Consider the following 25,487-nt stretch of genomic DNA (forward strand, 5'->3'; position numbering starts at 1 on the left):
GCGACGGCGCGTTCCCGGCAGCCCGTCCCAGAGGGTGACATCGTGGTGATCGACAACGGGCGCGCCGTGTTCGCGGGCGCCGAGAACGGAGTGGCGCGATGAGCGGGACATCCCTGTCCGACGAGGCCGTGCTCCTTGAGCGCCGTGACGGCGCGGTCGCGATCCTGACGCTCAACGAGCCGGGGAAGCGCAATGCCCTGACGCCGGCGATCCGGGTGGCGCTCGCCGAGGCGATCGACCGCATCGAGCGCGACGCCGCCATCCGGGCGGTCGTGATCACCGGCGGGCCGCAGGTGTTCAGCGCCGGCGGCGACCTCACGGCGATGAAGGCCGACGGGCTCGCCGGCGGGCGCGACCGCTTCCGGCTGCTCCACGCCATTGTCCGGGCGATCGTGAAGTCGGGCAAGCCCTACCTCGCCGCCGTCGAGGGCTGGGCCGCCGGCGCCGGCTTCAGCGTCGCGCTCCTGTGCGACACGATCGTGGCCGCCGAGGGCGCGCGCTTCGTCGCCTCGTTCCCGAAGGTCGGGCTCGTCGCCGATGCCGGCCTGCTCCACACCCTGCCGGCCCGGGTCGGCCAGGGCCGTGCCCGCCAGATCCTGCTCCAGGCGAACCCCATCGGCGCCCGCACCGGCTTCGAGATCGGCCTCGTCGACGAAGTCGTGCCGGACGGGACCGCGCTCGATCGGGCGGTCGCGCTCGCCCGCGCCTATGACGGGCTGGCACCGCTCCCGACCGCGATGGCCAAGGAGTGGCTGGCCCGCGGGATCGACGAGGTCCTCGACTGGGAGCGCAGCGCCCAGGCCGCCCTGTTCCAGACCGCCGACCACCACGAGGGCAAGACTGCGTTCCTGGAGAAGCGCCGGCCCGCCTTCCAGGGACGCTGACATGATGGATTCTCCCTCCGGGTTCCAGGCGGACGAGGCCGGCGCGATGCTGCGCGAGACCGCCGACCGCCTGCTCGCCGACCGCCTCACCCCGCAGGCCCGCGCTCAGGCGGCCGAGGGCGAATGGCCCGACGACGTGTGGGCGGCCCTCGACGAGGTCGGCCTGCCGGCCGCGATCCTGCCGGAGGAGGCCGGCGGCTTCGGGGTGCCGGTCGCCGACGCCCTGTCGTTGCTGACGGTCGCGGGACGCCACGCCCTGCCGCTGCCGCTGGCCGACACGATGCTCGCCGGCCTCCTTCTGGCTCGCGCCGGGATCCAGGTTCCGGCCGGGCCCCTCGCTGTCGCGCAAGGGTCGGATGTCAGGCTCGATCGCGCCGGCCGCGCGACCGGCCAGGCCTGGGGCGTGCCGTGGGGCCGGCACGCCCGGGCGGTCGTGGTCCTGGCGGACAGCCCCGGCGGGCCGGTCCTGATCGCTCTGCCGCAGGCCGCGCTCACGGTCGAGCCGGGCACCGACATCGCCGGCGATCCGAGCGATGCCGTGCGCTTCGAGGCCGTGTCTGCCGAGGGCGCCCCGGCTCCCTTCGGTGCAGCCGACCTGCGGGCCGCGGGCGCCGCCACCCGCGCCCTGATGATCGCCGGCGCGCTCGGTGCCGTCGGCACCATGACGGTGGGTTATGCCGGTGAGCGCCGGCAGTTCGGCCGCGCCATCGGCCAGTTCCAGGCGGTGCAGCAGAGCCTCGCCGTTCTCGCTGGTCAGGCGGCCTCGGCCGCCGCCGCGGCCGACCTGGCGGCGGAGGCGGTGGCGGCCTGGGCGGCATCGCCGGGGCCGGGGCTGCTGCCGGCGGTCGCCGCCGCCAAGATCCGCACCGGCGAGGCGGCGGGCCAGGCGGTGGCCATCGCCCATCAGGTCCACGGCGCGATCGGCTTCACGGAGGAGCACCGGCTGCACCACTACACCGGTCGCCTCCGGGCCTGGCGCGACGCGTTCGGGCGCGAGTCCGAGTGGGCGCAGGTGCTCGGCCGCCACCTGATCGCCGCCGGCCCCGAAGGGCTGTGGCCCGCGATCACGGCCGTCTGAGGATGATTGCCATGTCGCGTTTCACCTTTCCGCCGCCGCCCCCGTCCCCCGAGGCGGACATCCTCCGGGCCGAGATCCGGGCCTTCCTGGCGAACGAGCTGAACCATCGCGCGCCACTCGACCGGGCGCAGAGCTGGAACGGCCTCGATCCCGCCTTCTCGCGCAAGCTCGGGCAGCGGGGCTGGCTCGGGCTCACGTGGCCGAAGGCCTATGGCGGGCAGGAGCGCTCAGGCCTCGAGCGCTACGTGCTGCTCGAGGAACTGCTCGCCGCCGGGGCGCCGGTGGGGGCGCACTGGATCGCCGAGCGCCAGAGCGGCCCGAGCCTGCTCCGTTACGGCACCGAGGCGCAAAAAAGCGCGATCCTGCCCCGGATCGCCGCCGGCGAATGCTTCTTCTGCATCGGCATGAGCGAGCCGGATTCCGGCTCGGACCTCGCCTCGGTCCGCACCAAGGCGGTGCGCGACGGCGATGGCTGGCGGGTCAACGGCACCAAGCTGTGGACCACCAACGCCACCCACTGCCACTTCATGATCCTGTTCTGCCGCACCGGGCCACCCGACCGCGAGCACCGGCATGCCGGCACGAGCCAGTTCATCGTCGATTTGAGCCTGCCCGGGATCACCATCCGGCCGGTCCGCAACCTTCTCGGCGAGCATCACTTCAACGAGGTGGTGTTCGAGGACGCGACGCTGCCCGAGGACGCGCTCCTCGGGCGCGAAGGCGAGGGCTGGGCCCAGGTCACCGGCGAGCTCGCCTACGAGCGCAGCGGGCCGGAGCGCTTCCTGTCGTCGTTCTGGCTCCTCGTCGAGCTGGTGCGGGCCTTGCAGCCGGCGGCCGATGCGCGGGCCGAGATCGCGCTGGGCCGGCTGGGCGCGCAGCTCATCACACTGCGACGGATGTCGCGCTCGGTCGCGGGCCTGCTCCAGGCCGGCGCCGATCCGGCGCTGGAGGCCGCGATGGTCAAGGATCTCGGCGCCCTCGTCGAGCAGGAGATCCCCGAGATCGCCCGCGACCTCCTGGCCGAAGGTCCGCCGACGCTGCAGAGCCGGACCTTCGCGCAGGTGCTGGCCTACACGGCGCTGCACGCGCCGTCCTTCTCGTTGCGCGGCGGCACCCGCGAGATCCTGCGCGGCATCATCGCCCGCGGCCTCGGGCTCAGATGATCGGAGACCAACCATGACCGACGCGGTGCTCTACGAGCAGGAGGGCGGGATCGTCACCCTGACGCTCAACCGGCCGGAGACGCGCAACCCGATCTCCGAGCGCGACGTGGTCGACGGCCTCGTCGCAGCGCTCGGTCGGGTCGGCGCCGACCCCTCCGTGCGGGTGGCGATCCTGACGGGGGCCGGCTCGGCCTTCTCGTCGGGCGGGGACCTGCGGGCGATGCAGGACGCGCTGGAGGAGCGCGCCCAGGATCCCAGTTCCACCGTGGCCTACTACACGCAGGGCATCCAGCGCATCCCGCTCGCCTTCGAGGCCCTCGACGTGCCGGTGATCGCCGCCGTCAACGGCCCGGCGATCGGCGCGGGCACCGACCTCGCCTGCATGTGCGACCTGCGCATCGCCGCCGATACGGCGCGCTTCGCCGAGAGCTTCGTCAAGATCGGCATCATTCCGGGTGACGGCGGCGCCTGGCTGCTGCCGCGGGTCGTCGGCTGGTCGAAGGCCTGCGAGATGGCGCTCACCGGCGACCTCGTCTCGGCCGAGGAGGCTCTGGCCTGCGGGCTCGTCTCGCAGGTGGTGCCGGCGGGCGAGCTGAGGGCGGCTCGCCGAGCGGATCGCCGTCAACCCGCCCCAGGCGGTCCGGGCGACGAAGCGCCTGCTGCGCGAGGGACGTTTCGCGACCCTTCCCTCGCTCCTGCAGCTCTCGGCCGCGGCGCAGGCGATCGCGCATACCACCGCAGAGCACCGGGAGGCGCTCGCCCGGGCACTCGCGCGGACGTCGACGCGGTAGTGCATCCTCCTGCCGCGCTGTTCGCTCTCTTTCCCGGATCTTGTTCCGCTATCGCCAGAGTCGTCCGGGAAAGAGCGTGACTCACAAGGCGGCTTCAGGTCGTGAGGTGCAACCGCATCGGTGTGCTGTGCATGGTGATCGCAACGATATCGTCTCGCGCTGTCGGTCGGAAGCAGAACCGGCCGTGACCGACCTGCTCTCGCATGGCAGGGCCCTGCGCTCCGCTTCACCTCCGGAACTGACTGCCGATGATCGATCTCGCCGTGCGCGCCATGCCGGACACATCATACCGTCGCGCCTTCGCTTCGAGGTGTCGATGCGAAGGCAGCCGGCGCATCAGCGTCGACGCCCGTTCGGGCTCAGCCAGCGCCTTGGAACGAGTTCGTTCGAAGGTACTACGGTATCAATCCTGACATTCCGATGATTTTCATCAAGCACAGGCGCCACCGACGACCACGAAAAACCCATGCGACGCCGGTTCCCGCATCGCGACGCGATCAATCAGAAGCCGTATGACATCTACCCTCCTCCCACCGACGCATCTCGACTTGCCCAGAACGTGACTGCCGCTCACAAGTCCGCTTCTCCTATCGAGCAGACGTCTGGGTTGGCGGGCCGGAAGGTCTGCACAGGGTCAGCAGCCCTGCAAGGACCCGGTTTCGCCCATGTAGGCAGCGACGGCTTGGGTTAGGATCCCGCGGAAATCCCAGCGCGGCTCGTAGTGCGTCTCCTCGACGATGAGGGCGAGTACCTCCAGGCGCTCGCGGAGAGCCTGCGCGCAAGGACGGGCGGCTGCCCGAGCTTGAGCGTCACCCACGCGACGTCGGGCTCCCGCATGGCCGCGGCCACGCCCCCCCTTGGTAGATTCCCGAAGCGGTCGCGCAGGGCCGCCGGTCCCGGCACGAGGGGGCCGAGCCGCGTCGCGCTCGTGTCCCCGGCGCGCCGGGTGCCGCTGGTGACTTCGACGTCGAGGTAGGCAGCCGCCTCGTCCGTGACGAACACCAGCGCGGAGGGCGTCCCCCCGTCCGAGCGGCGGGTGGCCTTGAACATGCGGACGCTGCCGGGGACGAAGGGCACAGGCTCATCGAGGGCGCCCGGCATGGAGGCCACGAGGGCGCGCTGAGCCGCCTCGGCGGCCGCAGTGAGGACCCCGATCGTGCCGTCCGTGAAGCGGGTGGCTGGCTCAGGCCATGGTGCGTTTCCGTTTGAGGTGGGGCATGGCGAGCGATTCCCGATGAGGGCGCAGGATTCGCGATCGCCGACACGCGCGCAAGGGGTGATTCGGGGCTTGGTTAGGGCTTCCCTGGCCCCGGATACAACGCCCTGGAGGGGTCATCCGTTGTATCCCTGCCCGTGCCGAGCCTCACCCCAACGTGACGGCATGCCCGTAAGTCATTGTCGGGTCACAGGAAAGGGAGTGGAGCGGGTGAAGGGAATCGAACCCTCGTATTCAGCTTGGAAGGCTGCTGCTCTACCATTGAGCTACACCCGCGGCCGCCGTCCAGATAGCATGGCCGGTCGGGGTTGAGAAGCGGGGCGGTCCGGAGAATTCCACCCGGCCGGCCCTCGCCTCCTCCCCTACTCGACGACCAGCTTGTAGGGCAGGCCGGCGCGCACCGGCACGCCCTTGTCGAGGCCGTTGAGGACCTGGAAGCGCTCGAGCGGCCGGTCGACGGCCGTCATGCGGTGGGCCAGGCTCTCGGCGGTGTCGCCGGGGGCGGCCGTCACGACCTGGATGCGCAGGGGCTTGAGGCTGCGGGCCTCCTCCTGCGTCACCAGGGCGACGCTCGACAGCCAGCGGCCGAAGGCGGGCTCTGGATCGGTCGTGCCCTTGGCCGCCATGATCATCCGGAAGGTGTTGGTCCCGACCCTGACGGCGGCGAGGCGGAAGAACCACTCCTTGCCCTTCGAGACCGCCGTGACCGCCGGGAAGCCGTTCAGCATCCGGTTCTCGAAGCTGCCGGTCTCGATCGCGTCGTTCCAGGTCGCCTTCAGCACCTCCTCGAGACCCTGGCCGGCATTGGTCTCGACTGCATCGAACAGCAGGCGGCGGCTGCCATCCGGAGTGGTGCCGAGCACCGCCCGGGCGGTGTTGTCGAGCCCGAAGCCCTCCGGCGCCTCGAAGGCGACGCCGAGGCGCGGATGGATGAAGCGGCGGCCGCGAATCAGCCCGTCGGCGGGGTTGTCGCCATAGGCGATGCCGTCGATCGCCGCGAGGTAGCGGGTGCGGTCGTCGGTGCCGAGGCCGGGAGCGCCGATGCGGCGGGCGGCCTGCGTCACCTGGGTGATGCGCTCCGGCGTGCTCGGGTGGGTCGCCAGCATGTCGGGCTCGGCATTCAGCCCGGACCCGGCCCGCAGAGCGGTGGTGCGGTTGAGCGCGGTGAGGAAGCGGGCGGCGCCGAACGGGTCGTAGCCGGCCCGCGCCAGGGTGCGCACCCCGGTCTGATCGGCCTCGAATTCCTGCGTGCGCGAGAACCGGGCGAGGACGAAGCGGGATTGGTCCTGCAGCAGGGCGCCGGTCGCCGGGTCGTTGAGGACGTCGGCCACAACCTTGCTGACGAGCTCGGAGCGAAGCGCCATCTCGGTCCGCGCGCTGGCATGACGCAAGGTCACGTGGGCGATCTCGTGCGCGAGCACCGCGGCGAGCTCCGACGTGTCGTCGGCGAGCGCCAGGAGGCCGCGGGTGACGTAGATCCGGCCGGTCGGCAGCGCGAAGGCGTTCACCACCGGCGAATCGAGCAGGGTCACCGCATAGGTCTCGTCCGGCCGCTCGGTCGCCTTGACCAGGCGGTCGGTCACGTCGCTGACCAGGCGGAAGGCCGCCGGCGCCCTGTACTCACCGCCGAACGAGGCCACGAGCTTGGCGTGATCGGCGTCGTTGGCCGGCCGGTCGCGCCCGGTGGTGCGCGGCGCCTCCGGCGGCACGACGGCCGCCACCGGCGCCAGCGCGCCGGTCTGGTCGGCGGTGCAGGCGGCGACGAGCAGGCTCAAGCCCGCCGCGGACAGCAGAGAGAAGGCCGCCGCAGGCCATACGACCGCGGCAGGCAAGAGGGCCGCCGCGCGGCCGGCAGGCTGAGTTCGCGTGAAAGGCCACCCCATCGCGTTCAGCGCCGCTGCGCCTGCTCCTCGTCCAGCATCTCGATCATCTCGGCCGCGCCGACATCCAGGGTCGGCCCGCGCCACAGCTCGACGATGCCGCGAGCCCGCACGCGCCGCCCCCGAAGCGCGACACCAGAGAAACCACGTTCAAGCATGATCCGCCAAGTGCGTTTCGACACCGTGACCGTAACACCTTCCGCGCCGAAAGGGGCGAAGTTCAGATAGGTGCGGCGCTCGCGCTCGCCGACGCTGCGCACCCGCCCTTCCACCACCGCGAAGCGCCCCCGAAGCGCGGCGAGCCGCGCGACCTCCTCCGTCGGCACCGGCGAGGCCCCGGCCCAGATTCCGCGCCCGGCGCGGCGCGCCGCCTCCTCCAGCGCCAGCAGCCCCGGCCGGCACAGGCTGTCGCTCTCCCCGGCATCGACCACGACGAGCCCGGCCGCGACGAGCCCGCCGGCGAGGTCCAGCGGCTCGCTCTCCTGCGTCGCGGCATCCAGGGTGATTCGGCCCCAGCGGTCCGGCTCCGGTGCCTCGCGGGTGGCGAGCGCCCGCCCGGCGAGGGCCATGAGCCAGGTCCGCGCGGCGTCCGCCGCCACCGGATCGTCGGGCCAGCGCAGGCCGTCGAGCCGGGCCCGCCGCCCGGAGGCGAGGACCAGCTCACCCCGTGCAGCAACCGCGTCGAGCCGGTCCCGGCCGGCGACGCGGCCGCGGCAGGCCGGCGGCTCGCGGCCGCGCGGGCTCGCCGCCTCCGCCGCGCCGGCGAGGAGCGCGAGGCCGAGCCCCGCCGCCAATCGTCCCCTCACGCGCCCTCCTTCAAGACGTTCGACGCGAGGTTGGCGGAAGCGGGCCGAGATGGTAAGAGGCTCGCCGTGGGTCTCCGTAGCTCAGCTGGACAGAGCACAGGTTTCCTAAACCGAATTGGGCGTCGCGCCGGGAAACCGCGCGGCGGATCCGCTCAAAGTCGGGGAAAGCGTCGAGCCGACAGGTCTCACGCCGATCCCGAGCCAAGCCCGGTCGCCAGGCCGGGAAGGTGTAGAGACTAGACGGGCGGCACCTAAGGGCCTTCTGAAGGCTACGGTGAAGGGATAGTCCAGACCACGAACGCCTCGCGGCGGCGGCGAAAGCCGAAGTGGTATGAAACCTGGGGTCGCAGGTTCGAGCCCTGCCGGGGACGCCACACTCGTCCGACGATCGTGCCGGGAGCGATCCGCGGCGCGGCGGACGCCGTGACGAACATTTCTCTCGCACGGATCGGATTCGCATCGTCGTGTCCTCGGGGCGCTTCTCCCAGCGTGCTGCGCCCCGAACATGGAGCCGGTCGGCGCCCGGGACGGGATTGCGCGGATCGTAGGCCTGGCGACCGGACCAGCCTCTCACCCTCCCGTCATGCACAAGTCGATCGCCCTCTCCGAAGCGATCACGCCACACGCCGGCCAGCCCGGCGCGACCTCGACGACAAGACCGATCGAGGCGTGTCATATGTGAAGGCAAGGACGGCCCGCGTCACATCACTCTCTCTTCCCTGCCGGCAGAGGAAGATTGCACGGGTGAACCACGTCCCCGCGACGGACAGGAAGCAGCAAAAGGCCCGCGCAACCTTGCAGCGAGTCGCCGACGCGCTCGGCTATTCGCCCGACATGCTCATCGAGTCGGCGCACGCGCCGGGCTTTCCGGACGAGATCGGCGAGTTGCTGCGCCTGTGGGCGAGGATCGGGGATCCGGCCGGGCGGCGCCGCGCCCTCGCGGCGATCCGGGCCCTCGCCGAGGCGGACGAGCCGTGACGAAGCCCGGCGCGAATCCTGTCCAACGGAGTGGAGACCGGTTCGTCGACGGCCCAACGGCCGCATCGGAGGCCGCGGGCACCGTCCCGCCCTCGACGCCGGCGCCCGGCGAAGCATCCACAGGCGATTCGGCTTGCCCGTGGCCTTTGAACCTCACTCCCGCCTTGATTGCGGTGCTGTCTGCCCGGCGACACGGTCGCGACGCGGCCCGACGCCCTTCCAGCGAGGCAGTACCATGCGGTTCATCGGCATCTTCGGGGCGCTCCTCTCGGTCGCCCTCGTCCTCACGCTCGGCGCCCTGTTCACCCTCGTGACGGCACCGTTCCGCGCCGCGCTGGCGCTCCGGCGGGCCTGAGCCCCCCGGCCATGCGACGCAGACCCGAGGCGCGAGCCGGCGCCTCGGAGAGACGACCGCTTACACGACAGCCCTGACGAACCAGACCGCCGCGGACAGGCCGATGCCCGCGGCGCCGATGAAGCCGATATAGAGGGCGAGCGTCGGGTCGGCGCGGTCATGCGCGATGCCCGGCTTGCGCGGGGAGAGGCGCCACCGCTCCTTGATCTCGGCGAGCCGGGCCCTGGCGATGTCCTTCGGCGACAACGCGTTGCCCCCGGCCTCCTCGCAGGTCCCGAGCATCGCCATGCCGGGATCGAACACCTCGACCTTGTCGCCGCTGCGGCCGGAATCGATGTCGCCCTTCAGCATCGCCGTGTTGGGCATCGGGGCGTCGATGGGGGCCGGGGTGCTGGCGCGCTGCGCCGACAGGTGGGGCGGAACGTCGGTCTCGTAGCTCATGATGCGGCTCTCGGTCTCGACGCGGCTCTCGCCGCTTGTGTGTCAGGGCGATCGGCAGGCAGGCGATCCTCCAAGATGACGCGCCGCACGACCCGAAGTTCGGCGCGGCCGGCGCCCTGCGGCACGACGCCTCCTACCGGGTGATCCGGCTCGGCGAGATCGGGTCGCTCGCCGGGAACGTCTCCTCGACCGCCTCATCCAGCAGACGCTCCTGCCGGGCGCGCAGATCCTCGCCGGGTCTCCGCTCGCCGGGTGCCGCCGCGGCGGCGAGGTCCGCCCGGGGCTGGCCGCGGCGAAGGCCATCCTCCTCGCCTCGGCCGCGCGTCGAGGGTTTCGGCGCAGGCGTCTGCGTGAGCTTGGGTTTGGGCGCACCCCGCCACTGGCCGAGGCGCCAGGCCAGCAGGGCCGCACCGGCCGCCGCCAGGCCCAGGCTCGCCGCGAGGGCGAGACCGCCCGACCCTGCCGCCGCCTGCGGCCGGCGCGACCCCGACTGGAGCACGCGGCTGCGCGCCCGGACAAACGCCGTCCCCGCCGCACGGATCTCGTCCTCCGAGAGGAGCCGGCGGGCCAGCGGCAGGAGTTCGTGGCCGTGCCGGTGGAGATGCCGGTCGACCCCGTAGGTCATGTCCTCGAAGGCGTTGAGCCAGCCGGAGGCGGGCGCGTGACGGCCCCGGGCGAGGGAATCGAGCTGCGCCATGACCTGCCGGTGCTCGCGCCGCAGGTCGTCGACCATCGCGCGCGCCTCGCCGCGCCGGTCGAGCATCGTCAACAGGCCGGCATCGACCGCAACGGCATGGGCGTGAAGCTCGTCGAGAAGATCGGCCAGCAATCTCTCCCGGCTCCGAACGACCCCCGGACCGTTGAGTGCGTTCGGGATCTCGCGGATGAGCTGTGCGATGTTCGCGTGATCGCGGTCGATCAATCGCCAGATGTCCATGCGTCGTCTGTCCCGTTGCTGTGCTTCATTGATGCCAGCCAACTCCGAAAGCCTTGACCCGTTCCCGTTTCCGACGCACCTGCCCGAGATCGGGCGCGCCGCCGGCAGGGGACGTCATGCCTCGCCGGTCCCACGCCTCATCGGACTTGGACATGGATTCCTCCGGCACCCTGGAGGTGGCGCCGCGGTCCGGCGCGACCGCGGCTCCGGGCGGCAGCGGCCCGATGGCGGTGGGATCGGTCGCGGGCAGGGTCGCGGGCTTTTGGCGGGCCGGGGATCCGCGGATGAGGCTTCGTGCGTCGCGGGACGTCGTCATCTGCGCCGCAGGCAGGTCGCGAAGGGAGCCGTCCGGATCACCGGGGGCCGACCAGGACCGCGTAGGCGATCAGGGCGATCACCAGCGCGATGAGCACCACGCCCAGCAGGGCGGGCCGCAGGCGGTTGGTGGTACGTTCGGGCTTGTGGCTCGGTGGGGCCATGACGGCGCTCCGTGACAACTCTCCATGGATCGTCACCGCCCAACGCCTCATACTCCCTATGAGTCCTTCCGGCCCATGTGTTCTTGGAACCCATGAGGTCTCGCTCCCGACGATGATCGTCGCGGGTTCTGGCGAGGGATCCGGCGATGGCTCGGGCGGGTTGGAACGATGCGCTGCAACACGAGTTGTTGCAATGCAGCATCGCGGCTCGGTCGCCGTGCTGCAGCCCTCCTAGGGCGTTTCCTCCCTGACTGAAGCCGCCCGCGAGGGCGGCTTCCTTTTGCTTCGGGGAAGGTTCCTGCGTCAGGTTCCGTGGGTCTCCACTGTCCCTCTGCGAGATTCGCAGTGTCCCCCCTCGCGTTTTCGCGCTATGGGCTGCGATGCTCGGCCGGTTACGGTCGGACCTCTCACGACGATCGATCCCGACATCATGGCGCAAGACGGAACCCCACTTCAGGTCGGCCTGGAGGAAGTCGCGCCGGGCGAATTCATCATCTCGGTCGTCTGGCGCGAGAAGACGCTCGGCTCGCTGTATCTCCGGGGCGACCGCGACGAGGCGGCCGCCTTCCTCGACGTCGCCCGCCAGCGCATCGTGGTCGCGATCACCGGCGACGTGCCGGACGACGTCGACGGGCAGGTGCAGCGCGAGCTGATCGATCTCAGCCGCAACCTCCATCGGCCAGGGGGCTGATCGCGGCGCAGCGCGTCCCCCAGCGTCGGACCGGCGCCGACGCGGTCACCGGCCCGCGAGGGAACCTTTGCGCGAGCGGCCGGTCATTCACCCGGTCCCGATCCCGGAAAGATGACGCAATGCCCCGCTACTACATCGACACGTTCGATGGCACCGCAACCCTCGACGACGTGGGCACCGAACTCGCCGACCTGAACGCCGCGCGCGACCATGTTCGGCATGTCCTTACAAAAATGATGCGCGAGGAAGCCGGTGGCGACGGACGGGCCCGTTGCCGCGCCCAGGTGCGCGATACCTCCGGGCGGCGCGTACTAGAAGCGTCTCTCGTCCTGACCCTCGATCCCGGGACGACGCGCCCCTGATCCCGGTCGGCCTCACCGGCCGCTGCGCGCCGGCCGCGCCCTTTCGGTTCCGCAGCCTCGCGTCGCGGGCCCCGCCGATCACGCCGCCGACCGGTGCGGCTGCAAGGGGCTCGCCGAGGACGCACACGGTGCCGAGGGTGGCGGCTATTCCAGATCGCCGCGGCGGCGCTGCGGCCGCGCCCGGCTCCCCTCGCCTCTCACGGTCACGCCGGCGCTCGCGGTCGCCGATCCCGGCGATCGTGCACGCGATCGCCCCGGCCGTCGCGTCGCCGGATGCGCCGGATCCGGCGAGCGGCGCCAGGGCGGCGCCGAGCCGCAGGCCGATATCGGCAGTCGAGAGCAACGGCCCATCCTCCTCCTTCGCCGCGGCAGGCAGAGGGGCCGCGGCGATCAGCCGGCCTCATCCCGCCCCCTCGCGGCACCGCGTTCACGCGGGGTGAAGGCCGGCCTCCCGGTCCGATGTCCGCGCCGTCATCCGCTATGCCGAATGAAGCGTTCGCTCAAACCGCGGGCATTTACGCGATTGCAACCGTTGGGAATCAACAATCAACCCGTCGTCTTCCATGCCGCGACGCGACGCGCGGGCAGCCCTGCGAGCCGAGAGATGGCCGGGAAACCTGCTGACCACCGCGACGTCCATATCGGCGGCGTCATCGAGGAACGGCGCCTGCGCGCCGGCCTCAGCCGCGAGGCCCTGGCCGGCCCGCTCGAGGTGTCGCTGTCCCAGCTCGGCAAATACCTGAAGGGTGCCAACCGCCTGAGTGCCACCGACCTCGACACGCTGGCGCGGGTGCTCGGCGTGCCCGTGAGCTTCTTCTTCGACGGCATGCCGGGACGCGATTCGTCTCAGCCCGGCCTCAGCGACCGGCCGCAGGCGCAGCTCGAGACGCTGGCGGGCTGGACCGGCTTCGCCGAGGCGGTGGCGCGCGCCGCCGACGCCCATCTCGACCAGGACCGCCGACAGGCGCTGAGCAGCCTGGTGCGGGCCGTCGACCATGCGCTCTCTGGGCAACAAGCGTTCGATAAAGCGAACAACTCCGGTCCGTCGGATTGACGTTCGGGATTCCGGCTGCCAGAACCGCCCACAATCGAAGTGTCGGGCTCGAATCGGTCAACGCGCCGCTCCCGACGTGACCCTGGGGGCTTCGCGAATCATGCCGCGTTCAAACTACCTGTTCACCAGCGAGTCGGTCTCCGAGGGCCATCCGGACAAGGTCTGCGACCGGATCTCCGACACCGTGGTCGATGCCTACCTGGCGGTGATGCCGGAAGCCCGTCTCGGCGTCGAGACCCTGGCGACCACCAACCGCATCGTCATCGCCGGCGAGGTGCGCGGCCCCGACTCGGTCACCTTCAAGGATCTGGAGGAACTGACCCGCGAAGCCGTCAAGGACATCGGCTACGAGCAGAGCGGCTTCCACTGGAAGAACAACGACGTCGCCATCCACCTGCACGCCCAGTCGGCCGACATCGCCGTCGGCGTCGACGCCGCGGGCAACAAGGACGAGGGCGCGGGCGACCAGGGCATCATGTTCGGCTACGCGTCCGACGAGACGCCCGCCCTGATGCCGGCGCCGATCTACTACGCCCACAAGATCCTCAAGGATCTGGCCGATGCCCGCAAGGGCAAGCAGGGCGCGGCGGCCAAGCTCGGGCCGGACGCCAAGAGCCAGGTCACCGTCCGCTACGCCGACGGCCGGCCGGTGGCGGCGACCCAGATCGTGCTCTCGACCCAGCACCTCGACGAGTCGCTCGACTCGGCGGCCGTGCGCGAGATCGTCGAGCCCTACATCCGGGCCGCCCTGCCCGAGAGCTGGGTGACCGACGAGACGGTGTGGCACGTCAACCCGACCGGCAAGTTCGTGATCGGCGGCCCCGACGGCGATTGCGGCCTCACCGGCCGCAAGATCATCGTCGATACCTACGGCGGCGCGGCGCCCCACGGCGGCGGCGCCTTCTCGGGCAAGGACCCGACCAAGGTCGACCGCTCGGCGGCCTACGCGGCCCGCTACCTCGCCAAGAACGTCGTCGCCGCAGGCCTCGCCCGCAAGGCCACGATCCAGCTCGCCTATGCCATCGGCGTCGCCAAGCCGCTGTCGATCTACGTCGACCTGCACGGCACCGGCGAGGTCGACGAGGCGAAGCTCGAGGCGGTCCTGGGCCAGCTCGTCGACCTGTCGCCCCGCGGCATCCGCACCCATCTCGGCCTCAACAAGCCGATCTACGCCCGCACCTCGGCCTACGGCCATTTCGGCCGCGAGCCGGATGCCGATGGCGGCTTCTCGTGGGAGCGCACCGACCTCGTCGGCCAGCTCAAGAGCGCCCTGGCCTGATCCGGCGCCCCGGTGCTAACGGGGCGTCTCCACGCCCCTTCGGCACTGGGACACCATGGACGACCACGACACCGACGCGAGCCCTGAGCGGGCCCGCGCCTTTTACGGCCGGCGCAAGGGCAAGCGCCTGCGCCCCGGCCAGGAGGAGCGGCTCGCCGACCTGCTGCCGCGCCTGCGCCTGCCCGAGACCGGCCGCCTCGACCCTGCCGCCCTGTTTCCCCGCCCGGTCGCCGCGACCTGGCTCGAGATCGGCTTCGGCGGCGGCGAGCACCTGGCGGCCCAGGCCCGGCTCAACCCCGAGACCGGGATCATCGGCTGCGAGCCCTTCGTCAACGGCGTGGTCAAGCTGCTGCGCACCGTCGACGACGAGGAGATCGACACCGTCCGGTTCTGGGACCGCGACGCGATGGAGCTGCTGCCGCGCCTGCCCGATGCCAGCATCGGCCGCGTGTTCCTGCTCTACCCCGATCCGTGGCCGAAGCGCCGGCAGCGCAAGCGCCGCTTCGTCTCGGACGACTCGTTGAGCGAGATCGCCCGGGTGCTTCAGCCCGGCGGCGAGTTCCGCTTCGCCTCCGACATCGACGATTACGTCGGCTGGACCCTGGTCCGCGCCGCCCGCTGCCCCGCCCTGCGCTGGACGGCAGCCCGCGCCGCCGACTGGACCACGCCCTGGCCGGAATGGCCCGGCACGCGCTACGAGGCCAAGACCACGGCGGAGGGGCGACGGCCCACCTACCTGACCTTCCGGCGGGTGTGAGCGCAGGGGGTCGGGACGCCGGCTCCTGTCGCGTCATCCGGGCCCGTGCTCGACTCGGGCCCATCACCACCCTCGTCTTCGACACCCCGGAACGCGCCCGCACCCCGAGGGAGCGGGCGCGCCTCGCCGCAGAGCAGGCGGAGGGGACGGTCCGAGGTGTTCGCGGCGTCGGCCCAGGGCGGCCTGCCGATCCGCGGAGCCGCGCAGGCTCGATCAAGGCGGAGTTCGCGGGGCTCCGGTCGGAGATCGCCGCCTTCCAGGTCGAGACGCGCGACGAGCTCGCGGCCGTCCGCGCGGAGAGGAAGCTCCTCGCGCAGCGGATGACGATCGAGCGCGGCGCCATCCTGATCGCGGCGATCCGCCAGATGCCGGTCCGCTGACGGCCCGGGGCGTGTCCCCGCGCACCGCGTCCCGAGCCCCGGCAGGCGACCTTATCATCGCGACCTTGCCGCCGAACGCGCGGAAGGGCATGGTTTTTCCCCGGCAGAGCAGCCAAGCCGGGCGGCGCCCGTCGGTGGGAGACAGGACTCGCGCCTTCCGCCGATCCGCCCGCCGATCACCAGGATTGAGCCGCATTTGGACCAGAGGCCCGACGCCGCCCCCGACCTGCCGGACGATCCCCTCTCCCGCTTCGCCTTCGAGGGCGCGCCGGTCGCCCTCGCTTGCCTGACCGGGGCGGACCGGCGCATCGCCGCCGCCAACCCGGCGCTCGGCGCCCTCCTGGGCCTCGCGCCCGAGGCGCTGGTCGGGCGCCCCCTCGCCGATCTCGACCATCCGCACGGACGCGAGAGCGGCCCGGACCTCGCGGGCGAGGCGTACTGGCGTCGGGCCGACGGGTCGCCGCTCCGGGTGCGGCTCCGGACCGGGCCGGAGCGGGACGGCCTGCGGGTCGTCGCGGTCGAGCCGGAGGTTGACGGGGCCGCGGCCGCCCGGGCGGAGCATACCCACCTCGCCCTCGCCTCGGCCGGCCTCGGCGAATGGAGCTGGAACCCGGCCGACGGCCGCGTGGCCCTGTCCGACCGGGCCGCCGCGATCCTGGGCCATCCGGCCGGCGCGACCCCGGCCTGGGCCGATCTCCGGGACGCGGTCGGGCGCGACGACCTCGAGCGGTTGCGGGCGACCGTGCAGGACGCCGTCGCCAAGGGTCTCCCCTACGCCGTCGAGATGCGGTTCCGCCGGTCCTCGGACGGCCAGGAGGCCTGGATCTCCGCCCGGGGCCAGGCGTTGCGCGCCCCCGACGGGACGCTCACCGGCATGATCGGCGTGCTCCAGGACGTCACCGCCCGCGAGGAATCCCGCCGCGCCCTGCACGACCGCGAGCAACGCCTGCGGGTGGCGACCACGGTGGCGGCCCTCGGCATCTTCGAGTGGCACGTGCTCGACGACCAGTCGCTCTGGGAGAACGAGCGCATGTGGGAGATCTTCGACCGGCGGCCGCAGGACGGCACCATCAGCATGCGCGAGTTCTTCCGCCGCGTGGTCCACCCGGAGGACAAGGCGGGGTTCCGGGCGGCCGTGGCCGCGGCGCTCCACAGCGACGGGGTGCTGCACGCGACGGCACGCATCCGCCGCGCCGGCGACGGGATGGCGGCGCAGGACTGGCGCACGATCGAGATGGCCGGGCGCTTCGAGCGCGACGGGGCGGCGGGCCTGCCGCGGCGGCTGATCGGCGTCGTCGCCGACATCACCGACCGGCGGCTCGCCGAGGAGCGCCAATCGCTGCTGATCCGCGAGCTGCATCACCGGGTGAAGAACACGCTGGCGACGGTGCAGGCCATCGTCGGCTCGACGGCCAGGACCGCGTCGAGCATCGAGAGCTTCTACGAGGCCTTCGTCGGCCGCATCATGTCGCTCGCCCACACCCATTCGGTGCTGACCGAGGACGTGTGGCAGACCGCCTCCCTGCGCAGCCTGCTGGAGAACGAGCTGCGCCCCTATGCCGACGGCACGATGCAAGCCGGGAGCGGCGGGCGGATCGAGCTCGACGGGCCGGCGGTCGACCTGCCCTCCGAGATCGCGGTACCGATCGGGATGGCGATCCACGAGCTGACCACCAACGCCGCCAAGTACGGCGCGCTGTCGAACCGCAGCGGCCGGGTGCGGATCCGCTGGAGCGTCGAGACACGGGTCGAGACAGAGGCGGACCGGCCGCGCCTGCGCTTCCATTGGCAGGAATCCGGCGGTCCCCCGGTGGCGCCGCCGACCCGCCAGGGCTTCGGCTCGCGCCTGCTGCAACGGGTGCTGACGACCCAGGTCCAGGCCGAGGTCGCCACCGACTACGCCCCCGACGGCCTGACGCTCACCATGCTGGCGCCGCTGCCGGCCCGCAACGCCGCGCTCAACCCACTGGCGACGCTGTGAGCGGCGGCTGACCCGTCAGGCGGAGCGGGCCGCCCCCTCGCCGCCGGCGCTGCGGAACGCCTTCAGCTCCTCGATCGACGCGAAGTGGAAGCGCCCGGCCGGCGTCTCGGCGTCGATCGTGCCGTCGGCATACATCGTGTAGGTGTTGCCGCCGGAATCGTAGGTGCCAATCACCGTCTTGCCCGGCGGCTCGTCGGGGAGGAACTCCTCCTCCGCCGGAGGGGGCGGGGGAGCGGGGTCCGCCGGCGGCGGGGGCGGCGGGGGCGGCTCCGCGGCCTGGAGGACGTGCGGCGGCGGGGACGCCGGCTCGTCATGCGACGCGCCCATCTCGAACCGGGGCTCCTCCACGGGAGGATAGGGCTCGCGATGCGCAAGGTCGTGCGGCGCAAGCTCTGGATGCGCGAGCTCTCGGGGCGTCATCGCACCATGCGTCGGTTCCGGCGGCTCCGCCGGCGGGTCGGTGTCCTCGGCCCGGGTCAGGCGCAGCTCGCTCGCCGCGAGGCCGACCGCCAGACCGGCGCCGGCCGCCAGCGCCGCCCCGCCGTCGTGGCCCGTCGGCTCGGCCGGGCGCGGCTCGGGCGCGGGCGGGGTCACGGCCGGGAACGGGATCGGCGGCAGAACCGGCGGCAGGGCCGGCTCGCCGCGCAAGGCCCGGATCGGCGCGGCGCCGGTCTCCGATGCCGCAGGCGCCGTGAAAGCCGGGACCGGCGCGGCGCGCTCGGGGATGGGATGCTCGGGGATCGGGCGCGCGGGGACAGGATGGTCGGCGCCCCGTCCGGCCAGGGCGCGCTCGATGCGCCCGAGCCGCGCCACCACGGCGGTGATCCCGAGCAGCACGGCGCCGGCGCTCGCCCCGACGGTGCCGGCGATCACCATGGTCCAGCCGACCTCGAGCCGCACGAACGGAATGCCCTGCACCATCGCGGCGAGACCGCCGATCAGCATCAGGAGGGCGAGCACGAACAACGCAACGATCATCGGACTCTCGGGCTTGCGGCCGGAATTGCACCGCGTGGCGGACGGTTCGGGCACGGCTGGGACAGCCGAACGGGCGGTCCGGGGCCGCCGCCCCGCCCGCCCGTGACGGCCCAGACTTAACGAGGCCGGCCGCTTTTGCAAAATCGCCGCGCTCGACCGGCGACCAAAGTCCGGGATCCAGGCATCCGGAAGGGTCGGCGGCGTTGCCGCCGGCCCGGGGCCGACTTAGGTAGACGCGGGTGCCGCGGCGGTGCCCGTCAGGAACTGCCGCGTCGAACCCATGCGATCCGGAGACACGCCATGGCCTTCACGCTGCCCGAACTCCCCTACGCCTACGACGCGCTGCAGCCCTACATGTCGAAGGAGACCCTGGAGTTCCACCACGACAAGCACCACAAGGCGTATGTCGACACCGGCAACAAGCTCCTCGAGGGTTCCGAACTCGCCGGCAAGAGCGTCGAGGAGGTGGTGAAGGCCTCCTACGGCCAGAACCAGCCGCTGTTCAACAACGCCGGCCAGCACTACAACCACATCCACTTCTGGCAGTGGATGAAGCCGAACGGCGGCGGCGCGATCCCGGGGGCGCTCGAAAAGAAGATCGCCGAGGACCTCGGCGGCACCGACAAGTTCAAGGCCGATTTCATCCAGGCCGGCGTATCGCAGTTCGGCTCCGGCTGGGCCTGGCTCGCCGTCAAGAACGGCAAGCTCGAGATCATGAAGACCCCGAACGGCGAGAACCCGCTGGTCCACGGCGCCAAGCCGATCCTCGGCGTCGACGTGTGGGAGCACTCCTACTACATCGACTACCGCAACCGTCGTCCCGACTACCTCAAGGCGTTCATCGAGAACCTGGTGAACTGGGAGCACGTCGAGAAGATGTACGGCGAGGCGATCGCCTGATCGGCGCCGGATAGCGGCCCATCGAGAGCCCCCTCCCCGCCCGGGCGAGGGGGTTTTCTCGTTGAATGGCCCGGTTCTTGGCGCGCATGCGTGACGCGGCCGGAGGATCCGCCACGCTCTTGCTCATTCCGGGGCCGCGCAGCGGAGCCCGGAACGACCCCGTGAGGTCGGAGCGCGGGCGCATGTCCTTGTCGCCCCGATCAGGCAGACTGCTCCCGCGGTGCAAGGGGCCTCGGCACGAGCCGGATCCCCTCCCGCTCCAAGAACGCCGCGAAGCGGTCCGATCCGAGATAGGCGCGTTCCAGCGGCCGGCTCGCGACCACCGGGTCGAGGGCGCGCAACGCCTCATCGATCTCGCCCGGATGGCACATCACCAGGGGCGCCGGCCCCAGCGCCTGGAGGCTCCGCTCGAAGGCGTCCGCAAACCCCTCCCCGTCCGCGAAATCCGAGAAGCCGGAGAAACCCCGGTTGGTGGAGAAGCCCGCCCGCTCGGCCGCCCGCCGGAAGCCGAGCCCCAGACCCGCCACGACGGCCGCCTTGCGCCCCTGCGGTCGGGCCCGGATCGCGCGCAGGCGGTCGCCCGGATCGCGCAGCCAGCCCCGCCAGCCCCGGGCCGAGAGCGCCGCGAGCAGCGCCCCCCGCACCCCGGGCAGGACATGGACGTGCTGGTGCCCGTCGACGAAATCTGGCAGCCGGCCCATCGCCGCCGCGAAGGCGTCGAGCTGGCGCTCGATCTCGGGACGGATCTCCGCGGCGGACAGGCGCCCCGTCAGGCTGAGCGACAGGAGCCGTCCGAGGGGCGGCAGGCGCCCGTCCGGCGCGAGGCGCGGCAGGGGGCCGAGGGCTTCGCCCGTCGTCAGGGTGAGGTGGAGGCCCAGGCCCACCGTGCCGCGGAGTTCCCGCAGGGCCGGCGCCGCCGCCGTGAAGGCCGGGATGTTGGTCATCGACCCGGTGGCTGATATGCGCTGCCTGTGCGCCAGGTCGAGGATGCCCCGGCTGACGCCCGGGCTCAGGCCGTAATCGTCGGCGCAGAGCACGACCGGGCGCCGTTCAGGAAGCATCGCGTATCTCGCGCTTAGAGCCGCCGGTGAGCGCACCGGCCTCGACGACCGCCCCCGCCGGCTCCCCGCCGGCGCCAGACACCGAAAACGAGGGACAGCGCCGTGGAGCTGTTCAGACACCCCGAACCGGTCGACCTGAGCGTCGTCATACCGGTCTTCAACGAGAGCGCCAACGTCGCCCCGCTGCTGGCGCGGCTGATCCCGGTGCTGGAGCGCCTGACCCCGGCCTGGGAGGTGGTGTTCGTCGACGACGGCAGCCACGACGACACCGCCGCGGTGGTGGCCGCCCAGCACGCCGCCGAGCCCCGCATCGGCGCGGTCTCGTTCAGCCGCAACTTCGGCAAGGAGATCGCCATCGCGGCCGGGCTCGACCATGCCGAGGGCCGCGCCGTCGTCCTCATGGATGCCGACCTGCAGCACCCGCCCGAGCTGATCGCGACCTTCTGGGAGCGCTGGCGCGAGGGCAACGTGATGGTCTACGCCCAGCGCACCGACCGCGACGACGAGAGCGCGATGCGGCGCGGCTTCGCCCGGCTGTTCTACCGCCTGTTCGCCCGCTTCGGCGAGATGCCGCTGCCCGAGGGGGCCGGCGATTTCCGCCTGATCGACCGCAAGGGCGTCGAGGTCCTGCGCTCGCTGCCCGAGCGCGCCCGGTTCTCGAAGGGCCTGTATTCCTGGATCGGCTTCCGCTCGGTCGGCGTGCCCTACCAGGTCGAGGAGCGCCAGCACGGCAGCTCGAAATGGAGCTTCCGCAAGCTGTTCCGCTTCGCCTTCGACGGCATCACCTCGTTCTCGACCGTGCCGCTGCGGGTCTGGACCTATCTCGGCGGCGCCATCGCCGGCATCGCCTTCCTGACCGCGCTCTACTTCATCGCCGACACGCTTTTGCGCGGCCCCGACGTGCCGGGCTACGCCTCGCTGATCGTCTCGGTGATGTTCTTCTCCGGCGTGCAGCTGATGTCGCTCGGCATCATCGGCGAGTATATCGGCCGCATCTTCGCCGAGGTGAAGCGCCGGCCGCTCTACGTCGTCGCCGAGCGGATCGGCCCGGCGGCGGCGGGCCACGACCGCCTGGTGCGGGACGACCGGCGCAGCGAGCGGCGTGCGCGCTATTCCGGCGCCGCGTGACGGCGCGATTCGGCGCCGCGTGAGGCTTGTGCATCCCGCTCACGGCCTCACGCCTGTGCTATCGACGGCGCCATGATTCGCAGCATCCTCTCGGTCGGCGGCTGGACGCTGGTCTCCCGCGCCACCGGCTTCCTGCGCGACGTGGTCATGGCCGCCGTGATGGGCGCCGGCCCGATCGCCGACGCCTTCGTGGTGGCCTTCCGGCTGCCGAACCACTTCCGCGCCATCTTCGGCGAGGGCGCGTTCAACGTCGCCTTCGTGCCGACCTACGCCTCCCTCGACGGCGGCGGCGAGGCCGGTGCGGCCCGGGCCTTCGCCGACCGGGTCTTCACCCTGATGCTGCTGGTGCAGGTGGCGCTGCTGGCAGTGGCCCTGCCGCTGATGCCGCTGATCGTGCGGGCGCTCGCCCCCGGCTTCGCCGACGAGCCGGAGAAATTCGCGCTCGCCGTGGCCCTGACCCGCATCACCTTCCCGTACCTGCTGTTCATCACCCAGGTGACGCTGCTGTCGGGCATCCTCAACGCCCGGCGGCGCTTCGCGGCCGCCGCCGCCGCCCCCGTCCTCCTCAACGTCTCGCTGCTGGCCGCGCTCGCCCTGGCGTTCCTGTTCCCGAATGCCGGATACGCCGCCGCCTGGGGCGTCGCGGTCTCCGGCGTGCTGCAATTCCTCCTGGTCTGGGCCGATGCCCGCCGGGCCGGCCTCGCGCCATCGCTGGTGCGCCCGACCCTGAACGATGCCGGCATGCGCCGGTTCTTCCGGATGCTCGGGCCGGCGGTGATCGGCTCGGCCGGCGTGCAGATCGCGATGTTCGCCGACACGATCATCGCGTCGTTCCTGCCGACCGGCGCGGTCTCGGCGCTCTACTACGCCGACCGGCTCTACCAGCTGCCCTTCGGGGTCATCGGCATCGCCGCCGGCACCGTCCTGCTGCCGGAGATGAGCCGGCGCATCGCCGCGAACGACGCCGACGGGGCCCACGCGGCGCAGAACCGCGCCACCGGCTTCTCGCTCGCCCTGTCGGCGCCGTTCGCGGTCGCCTTCCTGCTGGTGCCGGACCTGATCATGACGGCCCTGTTCCAGCGCGGCGCCTTCGACGCCGAGGCGGCGGCGCGCTCCGGCGCGGTGCTGGCGGCCTACGGCCTGGCGCTGCCGGCGGCGGTGCTGATCCGCAGCATCGTGGCAAGCTTCTACGCCCGCCACGACACCCGCACGCCGGTGGTCGCCTCGCTCACCGCGGTCGCGGTCAATGTCGGGCTCAAGGTCGTGCTCACCGGCCCGCTCGGGGTGATGGGTCTCGCGCTCGCCACCGCCGCCGGGGTCTGGGTCAACGTGCTGATCCTGTTCTGCCTCGCCTATGGCCGCGGCTGGACCGCGCCGAGCCGCACCCTGATCGTCACCGCCGGCGGGGTGCTCGCCGCCTGCTGCGTGCTCGCCGCCTGCACGCTCGGCGGCCTGCCGCTGATCGAGCGCCTGATGCCGTCCCTGCCACGGTTCCGCGAGCTCGCGGTGCTGACGGCGCTGGGGGTGGCCGGGCTCGTCGCCTATGCGGCGACGCTCTTGGTGGCGTTGCGGCTGTTCGGGGTGCGGCTGCGGCGGGTGTGACGCCAGTCCGGGTCCCTCGACAATCCTGACACCCTCCGGGTCGTCCTGGGGCCACGGCAGCGGAGCCCCGGGATCACGCAGGGAACGGCAGGTCTGCCCAGGCAAGTCCGAACAGGGTCCGATTCTGAAGCCGGGGCGCCCCTCATGCGTTAACGGGTCCGATCCGCCCACGACGCACGAGGCCCCGCATGCCCCTCCCCGCCCCGCTCGACCGCGCCGACGCCGTCGTCTTCGATGCCTACGGCACCTTGCTGGACGTCCATTCCGCCGTGCAGCGCCATGCCGGCGCGGTCGGCCCGGAGGCTCAAGGCCTCTCCGACACCTGGCGGCAGAAGCAGCTCGAATATTCCTGGGTGCTGGCGCTCGCCGGCCGCTACGCGCCGTTCTGGACGCTGACCGAGCGCGCCCTCGATTTCGCCCTCGCCAAGCATCCGAAGGTCGACCCGGGCGTGCGGGCGGACCTGCTCGAGGCCTACAAGGCCCTCGACGCCTATGAGGAGGTGCCTGCCACGCTGCGGCACCTGCGCGGCGCCGGCCTCAAGACCGCGATCCTGTCGAACGGCGACACCGCGATGCTCGACGCGGCGGTGACGGCGGCGGATCTCGGCGGCCTTCTCGACGCGGTGCTGTCGGTCGATCCCGCCGGCACCTTCAAGACCGCGCCCGCCGCCTACGACCTGGCGCCGGCGCGCCTCGGCGTCGCGCGGGAGCGGATCGTGTTCCTGTCCTCGAACCGCTGGGACATCGCCGGGGCGGCGGCCTATGGCTTCACCCCGGTCTGGGTCAACCGGACGGGCCAGCCCGACGAGTACCCGGACCTCGCCCCGGTCCGGGTGATCCGCTCCCTCGACGGGCTCCTGGCCTGAAAGGCTCCTGGCCCCTGAAAGGCAGCTGGCCTGTGAGGCACCTGGCCTAAAGGCCCGAGCCCCTTACTCGCCCGCCACGGGGCGGGCGCTGCCGGGAACCCCGGCCGTCGCCGCCGCGCCGCGACGGTAGATCAGCAGGGTCGCGACGAGGCCGCAGGCGCCGGCAAACGCCATCCACAGGCCCGGCGCCGCCTTGTTGCCGAGCGCCTCGATCAGCCAGGTCGAGACGACCGGGGTGAAGCCGCCAAACAACGCGGTGGCGAGCGAGTAGGCGAGCGAGAAGCCGGTGGTGCGGACGTTGGCCGGGACGATCTCGGTCAGCGCCACCACCATCGCGCCGTTGTAGCTGCCGTACAGGAAGGACAGCCACAGCAGCGTGATCAGCATGTTGGTGAACGAGATGTTGGAGGTGAGCCAGGCCAGCGCCGGATAGGCGGTGAGCAGGGTGAGCGCCGAGAAGGCCAGCAGGATCGGCTTGCGGCCGATCTTGTCCGAGAGCGCGCCCATCACCGGCAGCCAGAACAGGTTCGACAGGGCGGTGAGGAAGGTGACGATCAGGCTGTCGGTCTCGGACAGCTTCAGCACGCTCTTGCCGAAGGTCGGGGTATAGACCGTGATGGTGTAGAACGACACCGTGGTCATCACCACCAAGAGCATGCCGAGGAGCACGATCTTCCAGTTCTCGCCGAGCGACTTGAACACCTCGGGCAGCGACGGGCGGTGCTTGCGGTGCAGGAATTCCTGGGTCTCCTCCAGCGAGCGCCGGATGTAGAACAGGAACGGGACGATCAGGCAGCCGATGAAGAACGGGATGCGCCAGCCCCACTCGGACATCTGGGCCGGCATCAGGGCGCGGCTCAAGCCGAAGCCGATCAGCGCCGCCACCATCACGGCGACCTGCTGGCTGCCGGACTGCCAGGAGACGTAGAAGCCCTTGCGGCCGGGCGTCGCCATCTCGGCGAGGTAGACCGACACGCCGCCGAGCTCGACGCCGGCCGAGAAACCCTGGAGCAGGCGGCCGATCAGCACCAGGAACGGCGCCGCGAGGCCGATGGTCTGGTAGGACGGCACGAAGGCGATCAGCACCGTGCCGGCGGCCATGATGCCGAGGGTCACGATGAGGCCCTGGCGCCGGCCGATCCGGTCGACATAGGCGCCGAGGAAGATCGCCCCGAGGGGACGCATCAGGAAGCCGGCGCCGAACGCCATGAACGTGAACATCAGCGAGGCGAACTCGTTCTCGGCCGGGAAGAAGGCCTTCGAGATGTGGCTCGCGTAGATGCCGAACAGGAAGAAGTCGAACATTTCCAGGAAGTTGCCGCTCGTGACGCGCAACACCGTGGCGACCTTCGACCCCTGCGGACCATGGACCGGACCTGCCATGCTCATTCCCCTGCCTTGGGCTCCCTCGACTGGGCTCTCTCTACAGCCATCCCCGAC

At 71.9% G+C, this 25,487-nt stretch carries 23 protein-coding genes, 1 tRNA gene and 1 pseudogene; 16 read left to right on the forward strand and 9 right to left on the reverse strand.

Annotation, left to right across the window (positions count from 1 at the left end; translation table 11 throughout):
• Positions 1 to 98 precede the first annotated feature (98 nt).
• From FF100_RS18435 to FF100_RS18450, 4 genes are read left to right on the forward strand one after another with little or no spacing between them, the layout of a single operon-like run.
• The gene (locus FF100_RS18435) at positions 99 to 884 is read left to right on the forward strand and encodes an enoyl-CoA hydratase/isomerase family protein (RefSeq protein WP_139037147.1); all 786 of its coding nucleotides are present in this window, start codon (positions 99 to 101) and stop codon (positions 882 to 884) included.
• A gap of 1 nt (position 885) precedes the next feature.
• Positions 886 to 1,962, forward strand: a complete 1,077-nt coding sequence (locus FF100_RS18440) for an acyl-CoA dehydrogenase family protein (RefSeq protein WP_139037148.1) — start codon at positions 886 to 888, stop codon at positions 1,960 to 1,962.
• A gap of 11 nt (positions 1,963 to 1,973) precedes the next feature.
• On the forward strand, positions 1,974 to 3,125 hold the full coding sequence (locus FF100_RS18445; protein WP_139037149.1) for an acyl-CoA dehydrogenase family protein: 1,152 nt from the start codon (positions 1,974 to 1,976) through the stop codon (positions 3,123 to 3,125).
• 13 nt (positions 3,126 to 3,138) lie between these two features.
• Positions 3,139 to 3,996: an enoyl-CoA hydratase-related protein gene (locus FF100_RS18450; RefSeq protein ID WP_205824955.1), complete on the forward strand. Its 858-nt coding sequence runs from the start codon at positions 3,139 to 3,141 to the stop codon at positions 3,994 to 3,996.
• 1,338 nt (positions 3,997 to 5,334) lie between these two features.
• Here the strand turns inward: FF100_RS18450 and FF100_RS18455 are convergent.
• The 3 genes from FF100_RS18455 to FF100_RS18465 form a co-directional block, all read right to left on the reverse strand.
• Positions 5,335 to 5,408, reverse strand: a tRNA-Gly gene (locus tag FF100_RS18455).
• Between the two features lie 86 nt (positions 5,409 to 5,494).
• Positions 5,495 to 7,015, reverse strand: coding sequence for a M48 family metalloprotease (locus FF100_RS18460; RefSeq protein ID WP_139037150.1), 1,521 nt, complete (start codon positions 7,013 to 7,015; stop codon positions 5,495 to 5,497).
• Between the two features lie 5 nt (positions 7,016 to 7,020).
• Positions 7,021 to 7,818 carry a thermonuclease family protein gene (locus FF100_RS18465; RefSeq protein ID WP_171070238.1) on the reverse strand — a complete coding sequence of 266 codons (798 nt, stop codon included), beginning with the start codon at positions 7,816 to 7,818 and terminating at the stop codon, positions 7,021 to 7,023.
• 744 nt (positions 7,819 to 8,562) lie between these two features.
• Here FF100_RS18465 and FF100_RS18470 point away from each other — a divergent pair.
• On the forward strand, positions 8,563 to 8,796 hold the full coding sequence (locus FF100_RS18470; RefSeq protein WP_139037151.1) for a hypothetical protein: 234 nt from the start codon (positions 8,563 to 8,565) through the stop codon (positions 8,794 to 8,796).
• A 415-nt stretch (positions 8,797 to 9,211) separates the two neighbouring features.
• On the opposite strand, the gene FF100_RS18475 is transcribed toward FF100_RS18470, so the two are convergent.
• From FF100_RS18475 to FF100_RS38380, 3 genes and pseudogenes are all read right to left on the reverse strand, one after another.
• Positions 9,212 to 9,592 (reverse strand): hypothetical protein, encoded by a 381-nt coding sequence (locus FF100_RS18475; protein WP_139037152.1) that lies wholly within the window; start codon positions 9,590 to 9,592, stop codon positions 9,212 to 9,214.
• Positions 9,593 to 10,220: 628 nt separating this feature from the next.
• Positions 10,221 to 10,529 (reverse strand): annotated as a pseudogene (locus FF100_RS38650) (hemerythrin domain-containing protein); the annotation flags it as partial.
• A 353-nt stretch (positions 10,530 to 10,882) separates the two neighbouring features.
• Positions 10,883 to 11,008, reverse strand: a complete 126-nt coding sequence (locus tag FF100_RS38380; protein ID WP_281287299.1) for a hypothetical protein — start codon at positions 11,006 to 11,008, stop codon at positions 10,883 to 10,885.
• 430 nt (positions 11,009 to 11,438) lie between these two features.
• Here FF100_RS38380 and FF100_RS37150 point away from each other — a divergent pair, with 430 nt between their 5' ends.
• The 7 genes from FF100_RS37150 (at position 11,439) to FF100_RS18510 (ending at position 17,512) form a co-directional block, all read left to right on the forward strand.
• On the forward strand, positions 11,439 to 11,699 hold the full coding sequence (locus tag FF100_RS37150; protein ID WP_171070239.1) for a hypothetical protein: 261 nt from the start codon (positions 11,439 to 11,441) through the stop codon (positions 11,697 to 11,699).
• 119 nt (positions 11,700 to 11,818) lie between these two features.
• The gene (locus tag FF100_RS37155; RefSeq protein ID WP_171070240.1) at positions 11,819 to 12,061 is read left to right on the forward strand and encodes a DUF6894 family protein; all 243 of its coding nucleotides are present in this window, start codon (positions 11,819 to 11,821) and stop codon (positions 12,059 to 12,061) included.
• A 604-nt stretch (positions 12,062 to 12,665) separates the two neighbouring features.
• A complete protein-coding gene (locus FF100_RS18490; protein ID WP_139037155.1) occupies positions 12,666 to 13,115 on the forward strand; it encodes a helix-turn-helix domain-containing protein in 450 nt (149 codons plus the stop codon).
• Positions 13,116 to 13,215: 100 nt separating this feature from the next.
• Positions 13,216 to 14,394, forward strand: a complete 1,179-nt coding sequence (metK, locus tag FF100_RS18495; RefSeq protein WP_139037156.1) for a methionine adenosyltransferase — start codon at positions 13,216 to 13,218, stop codon at positions 14,392 to 14,394.
• Positions 14,395 to 14,449: 55 nt separating this feature from the next.
• A complete protein-coding gene (trmB, locus tag FF100_RS18500; protein ID WP_139037157.1) occupies positions 14,450 to 15,151 on the forward strand; it encodes a tRNA (guanine(46)-N(7))-methyltransferase TrmB in 702 nt (233 codons plus the stop codon).
• Positions 15,148 to 15,531 carry a hypothetical protein gene (locus FF100_RS18505; protein WP_139037158.1) on the forward strand — a complete coding sequence of 128 codons (384 nt, stop codon included), beginning with the start codon at positions 15,148 to 15,150 and terminating at the stop codon, positions 15,529 to 15,531. Before trmB ends, FF100_RS18505 begins: the two co-directional genes overlap by 4 nt.
• 196 nt (positions 15,532 to 15,727) lie before the next feature.
• The gene (locus tag FF100_RS18510) at positions 15,728 to 17,512 is read left to right on the forward strand and encodes a sensor histidine kinase (protein ID WP_139037159.1); all 1,785 of its coding nucleotides are present in this window, start codon (positions 15,728 to 15,730) and stop codon (positions 17,510 to 17,512) included.
• A gap of 15 nt (positions 17,513 to 17,527) precedes the next feature.
• On the opposite strand, the gene FF100_RS18515 is transcribed toward FF100_RS18510, so the two are convergent.
• The gene (locus FF100_RS18515) at positions 17,528 to 18,490 is read right to left on the reverse strand and encodes a hypothetical protein (protein ID WP_171070241.1); all 963 of its coding nucleotides are present in this window, start codon (positions 18,488 to 18,490) and stop codon (positions 17,528 to 17,530) included.
• 300 nt (positions 18,491 to 18,790) lie between these two features.
• Between FF100_RS18515 and FF100_RS18520 the strand changes: the two genes are divergently transcribed.
• On the forward strand, positions 18,791 to 19,390 hold the full coding sequence (locus FF100_RS18520) for a superoxide dismutase (RefSeq protein WP_048429540.1): 600 nt from the start codon (positions 18,791 to 18,793) through the stop codon (positions 19,388 to 19,390).
• A 200-nt stretch (positions 19,391 to 19,590) separates the two neighbouring features.
• Here the strand turns inward: FF100_RS18520 and FF100_RS18525 are convergent, their stop codons facing one another.
• Positions 19,591 to 20,451 carry a ChbG/HpnK family deacetylase gene (locus tag FF100_RS18525; protein ID WP_139037160.1) on the reverse strand — a complete coding sequence of 287 codons (861 nt, stop codon included), beginning with the start codon at positions 20,449 to 20,451 and terminating at the stop codon, positions 19,591 to 19,593.
• Positions 20,452 to 20,553: 102 nt separating this feature from the next.
• Here FF100_RS18525 and FF100_RS18530 point away from each other — a divergent pair, with 102 nt between their 5' ends.
• From FF100_RS18530 to FF100_RS18540, 3 genes are all read left to right on the forward strand, one after another.
• Positions 20,554 to 21,579, forward strand: coding sequence for a glycosyltransferase family 2 protein (locus FF100_RS18530; protein WP_139037161.1), 1,026 nt, complete (start codon positions 20,554 to 20,556; stop codon positions 21,577 to 21,579).
• A 72-nt stretch (positions 21,580 to 21,651) separates the two neighbouring features.
• Positions 21,652 to 23,181 carry a murein biosynthesis integral membrane protein MurJ gene (gene murJ, locus FF100_RS18535; protein WP_139037162.1) on the forward strand — a complete coding sequence of 510 codons (1,530 nt, stop codon included), beginning with the start codon at positions 21,652 to 21,654 and terminating at the stop codon, positions 23,179 to 23,181.
• Between the two features lie 188 nt (positions 23,182 to 23,369).
• Entirely contained in the window at positions 23,370 to 24,047 is a 678-nt protein-coding gene (locus tag FF100_RS18540; RefSeq protein ID WP_139037163.1) for a haloacid dehalogenase type II, read from the forward strand.
• Positions 24,048 to 24,110: 63 nt separating this feature from the next.
• Here FF100_RS18540 and tcuC read toward each other — a convergent pair whose 3' ends face one another.
• Positions 24,111 to 25,430 carry an MFS transporter gene (gene tcuC, locus FF100_RS18545; RefSeq protein ID WP_139037164.1) on the reverse strand — a complete coding sequence of 440 codons (1,320 nt, stop codon included), beginning with the start codon at positions 25,428 to 25,430 and terminating at the stop codon, positions 24,111 to 24,113.
• Positions 25,431 to 25,487 lie beyond the last annotated feature (57 nt).

Source organism: Methylobacterium terricola, assembly GCF_006151805.1.
In the GTDB taxonomy this organism is placed as follows: domain Bacteria; phylum Pseudomonadota; class Alphaproteobacteria; order Rhizobiales; family Beijerinckiaceae; genus Methylobacterium; species Methylobacterium terricola.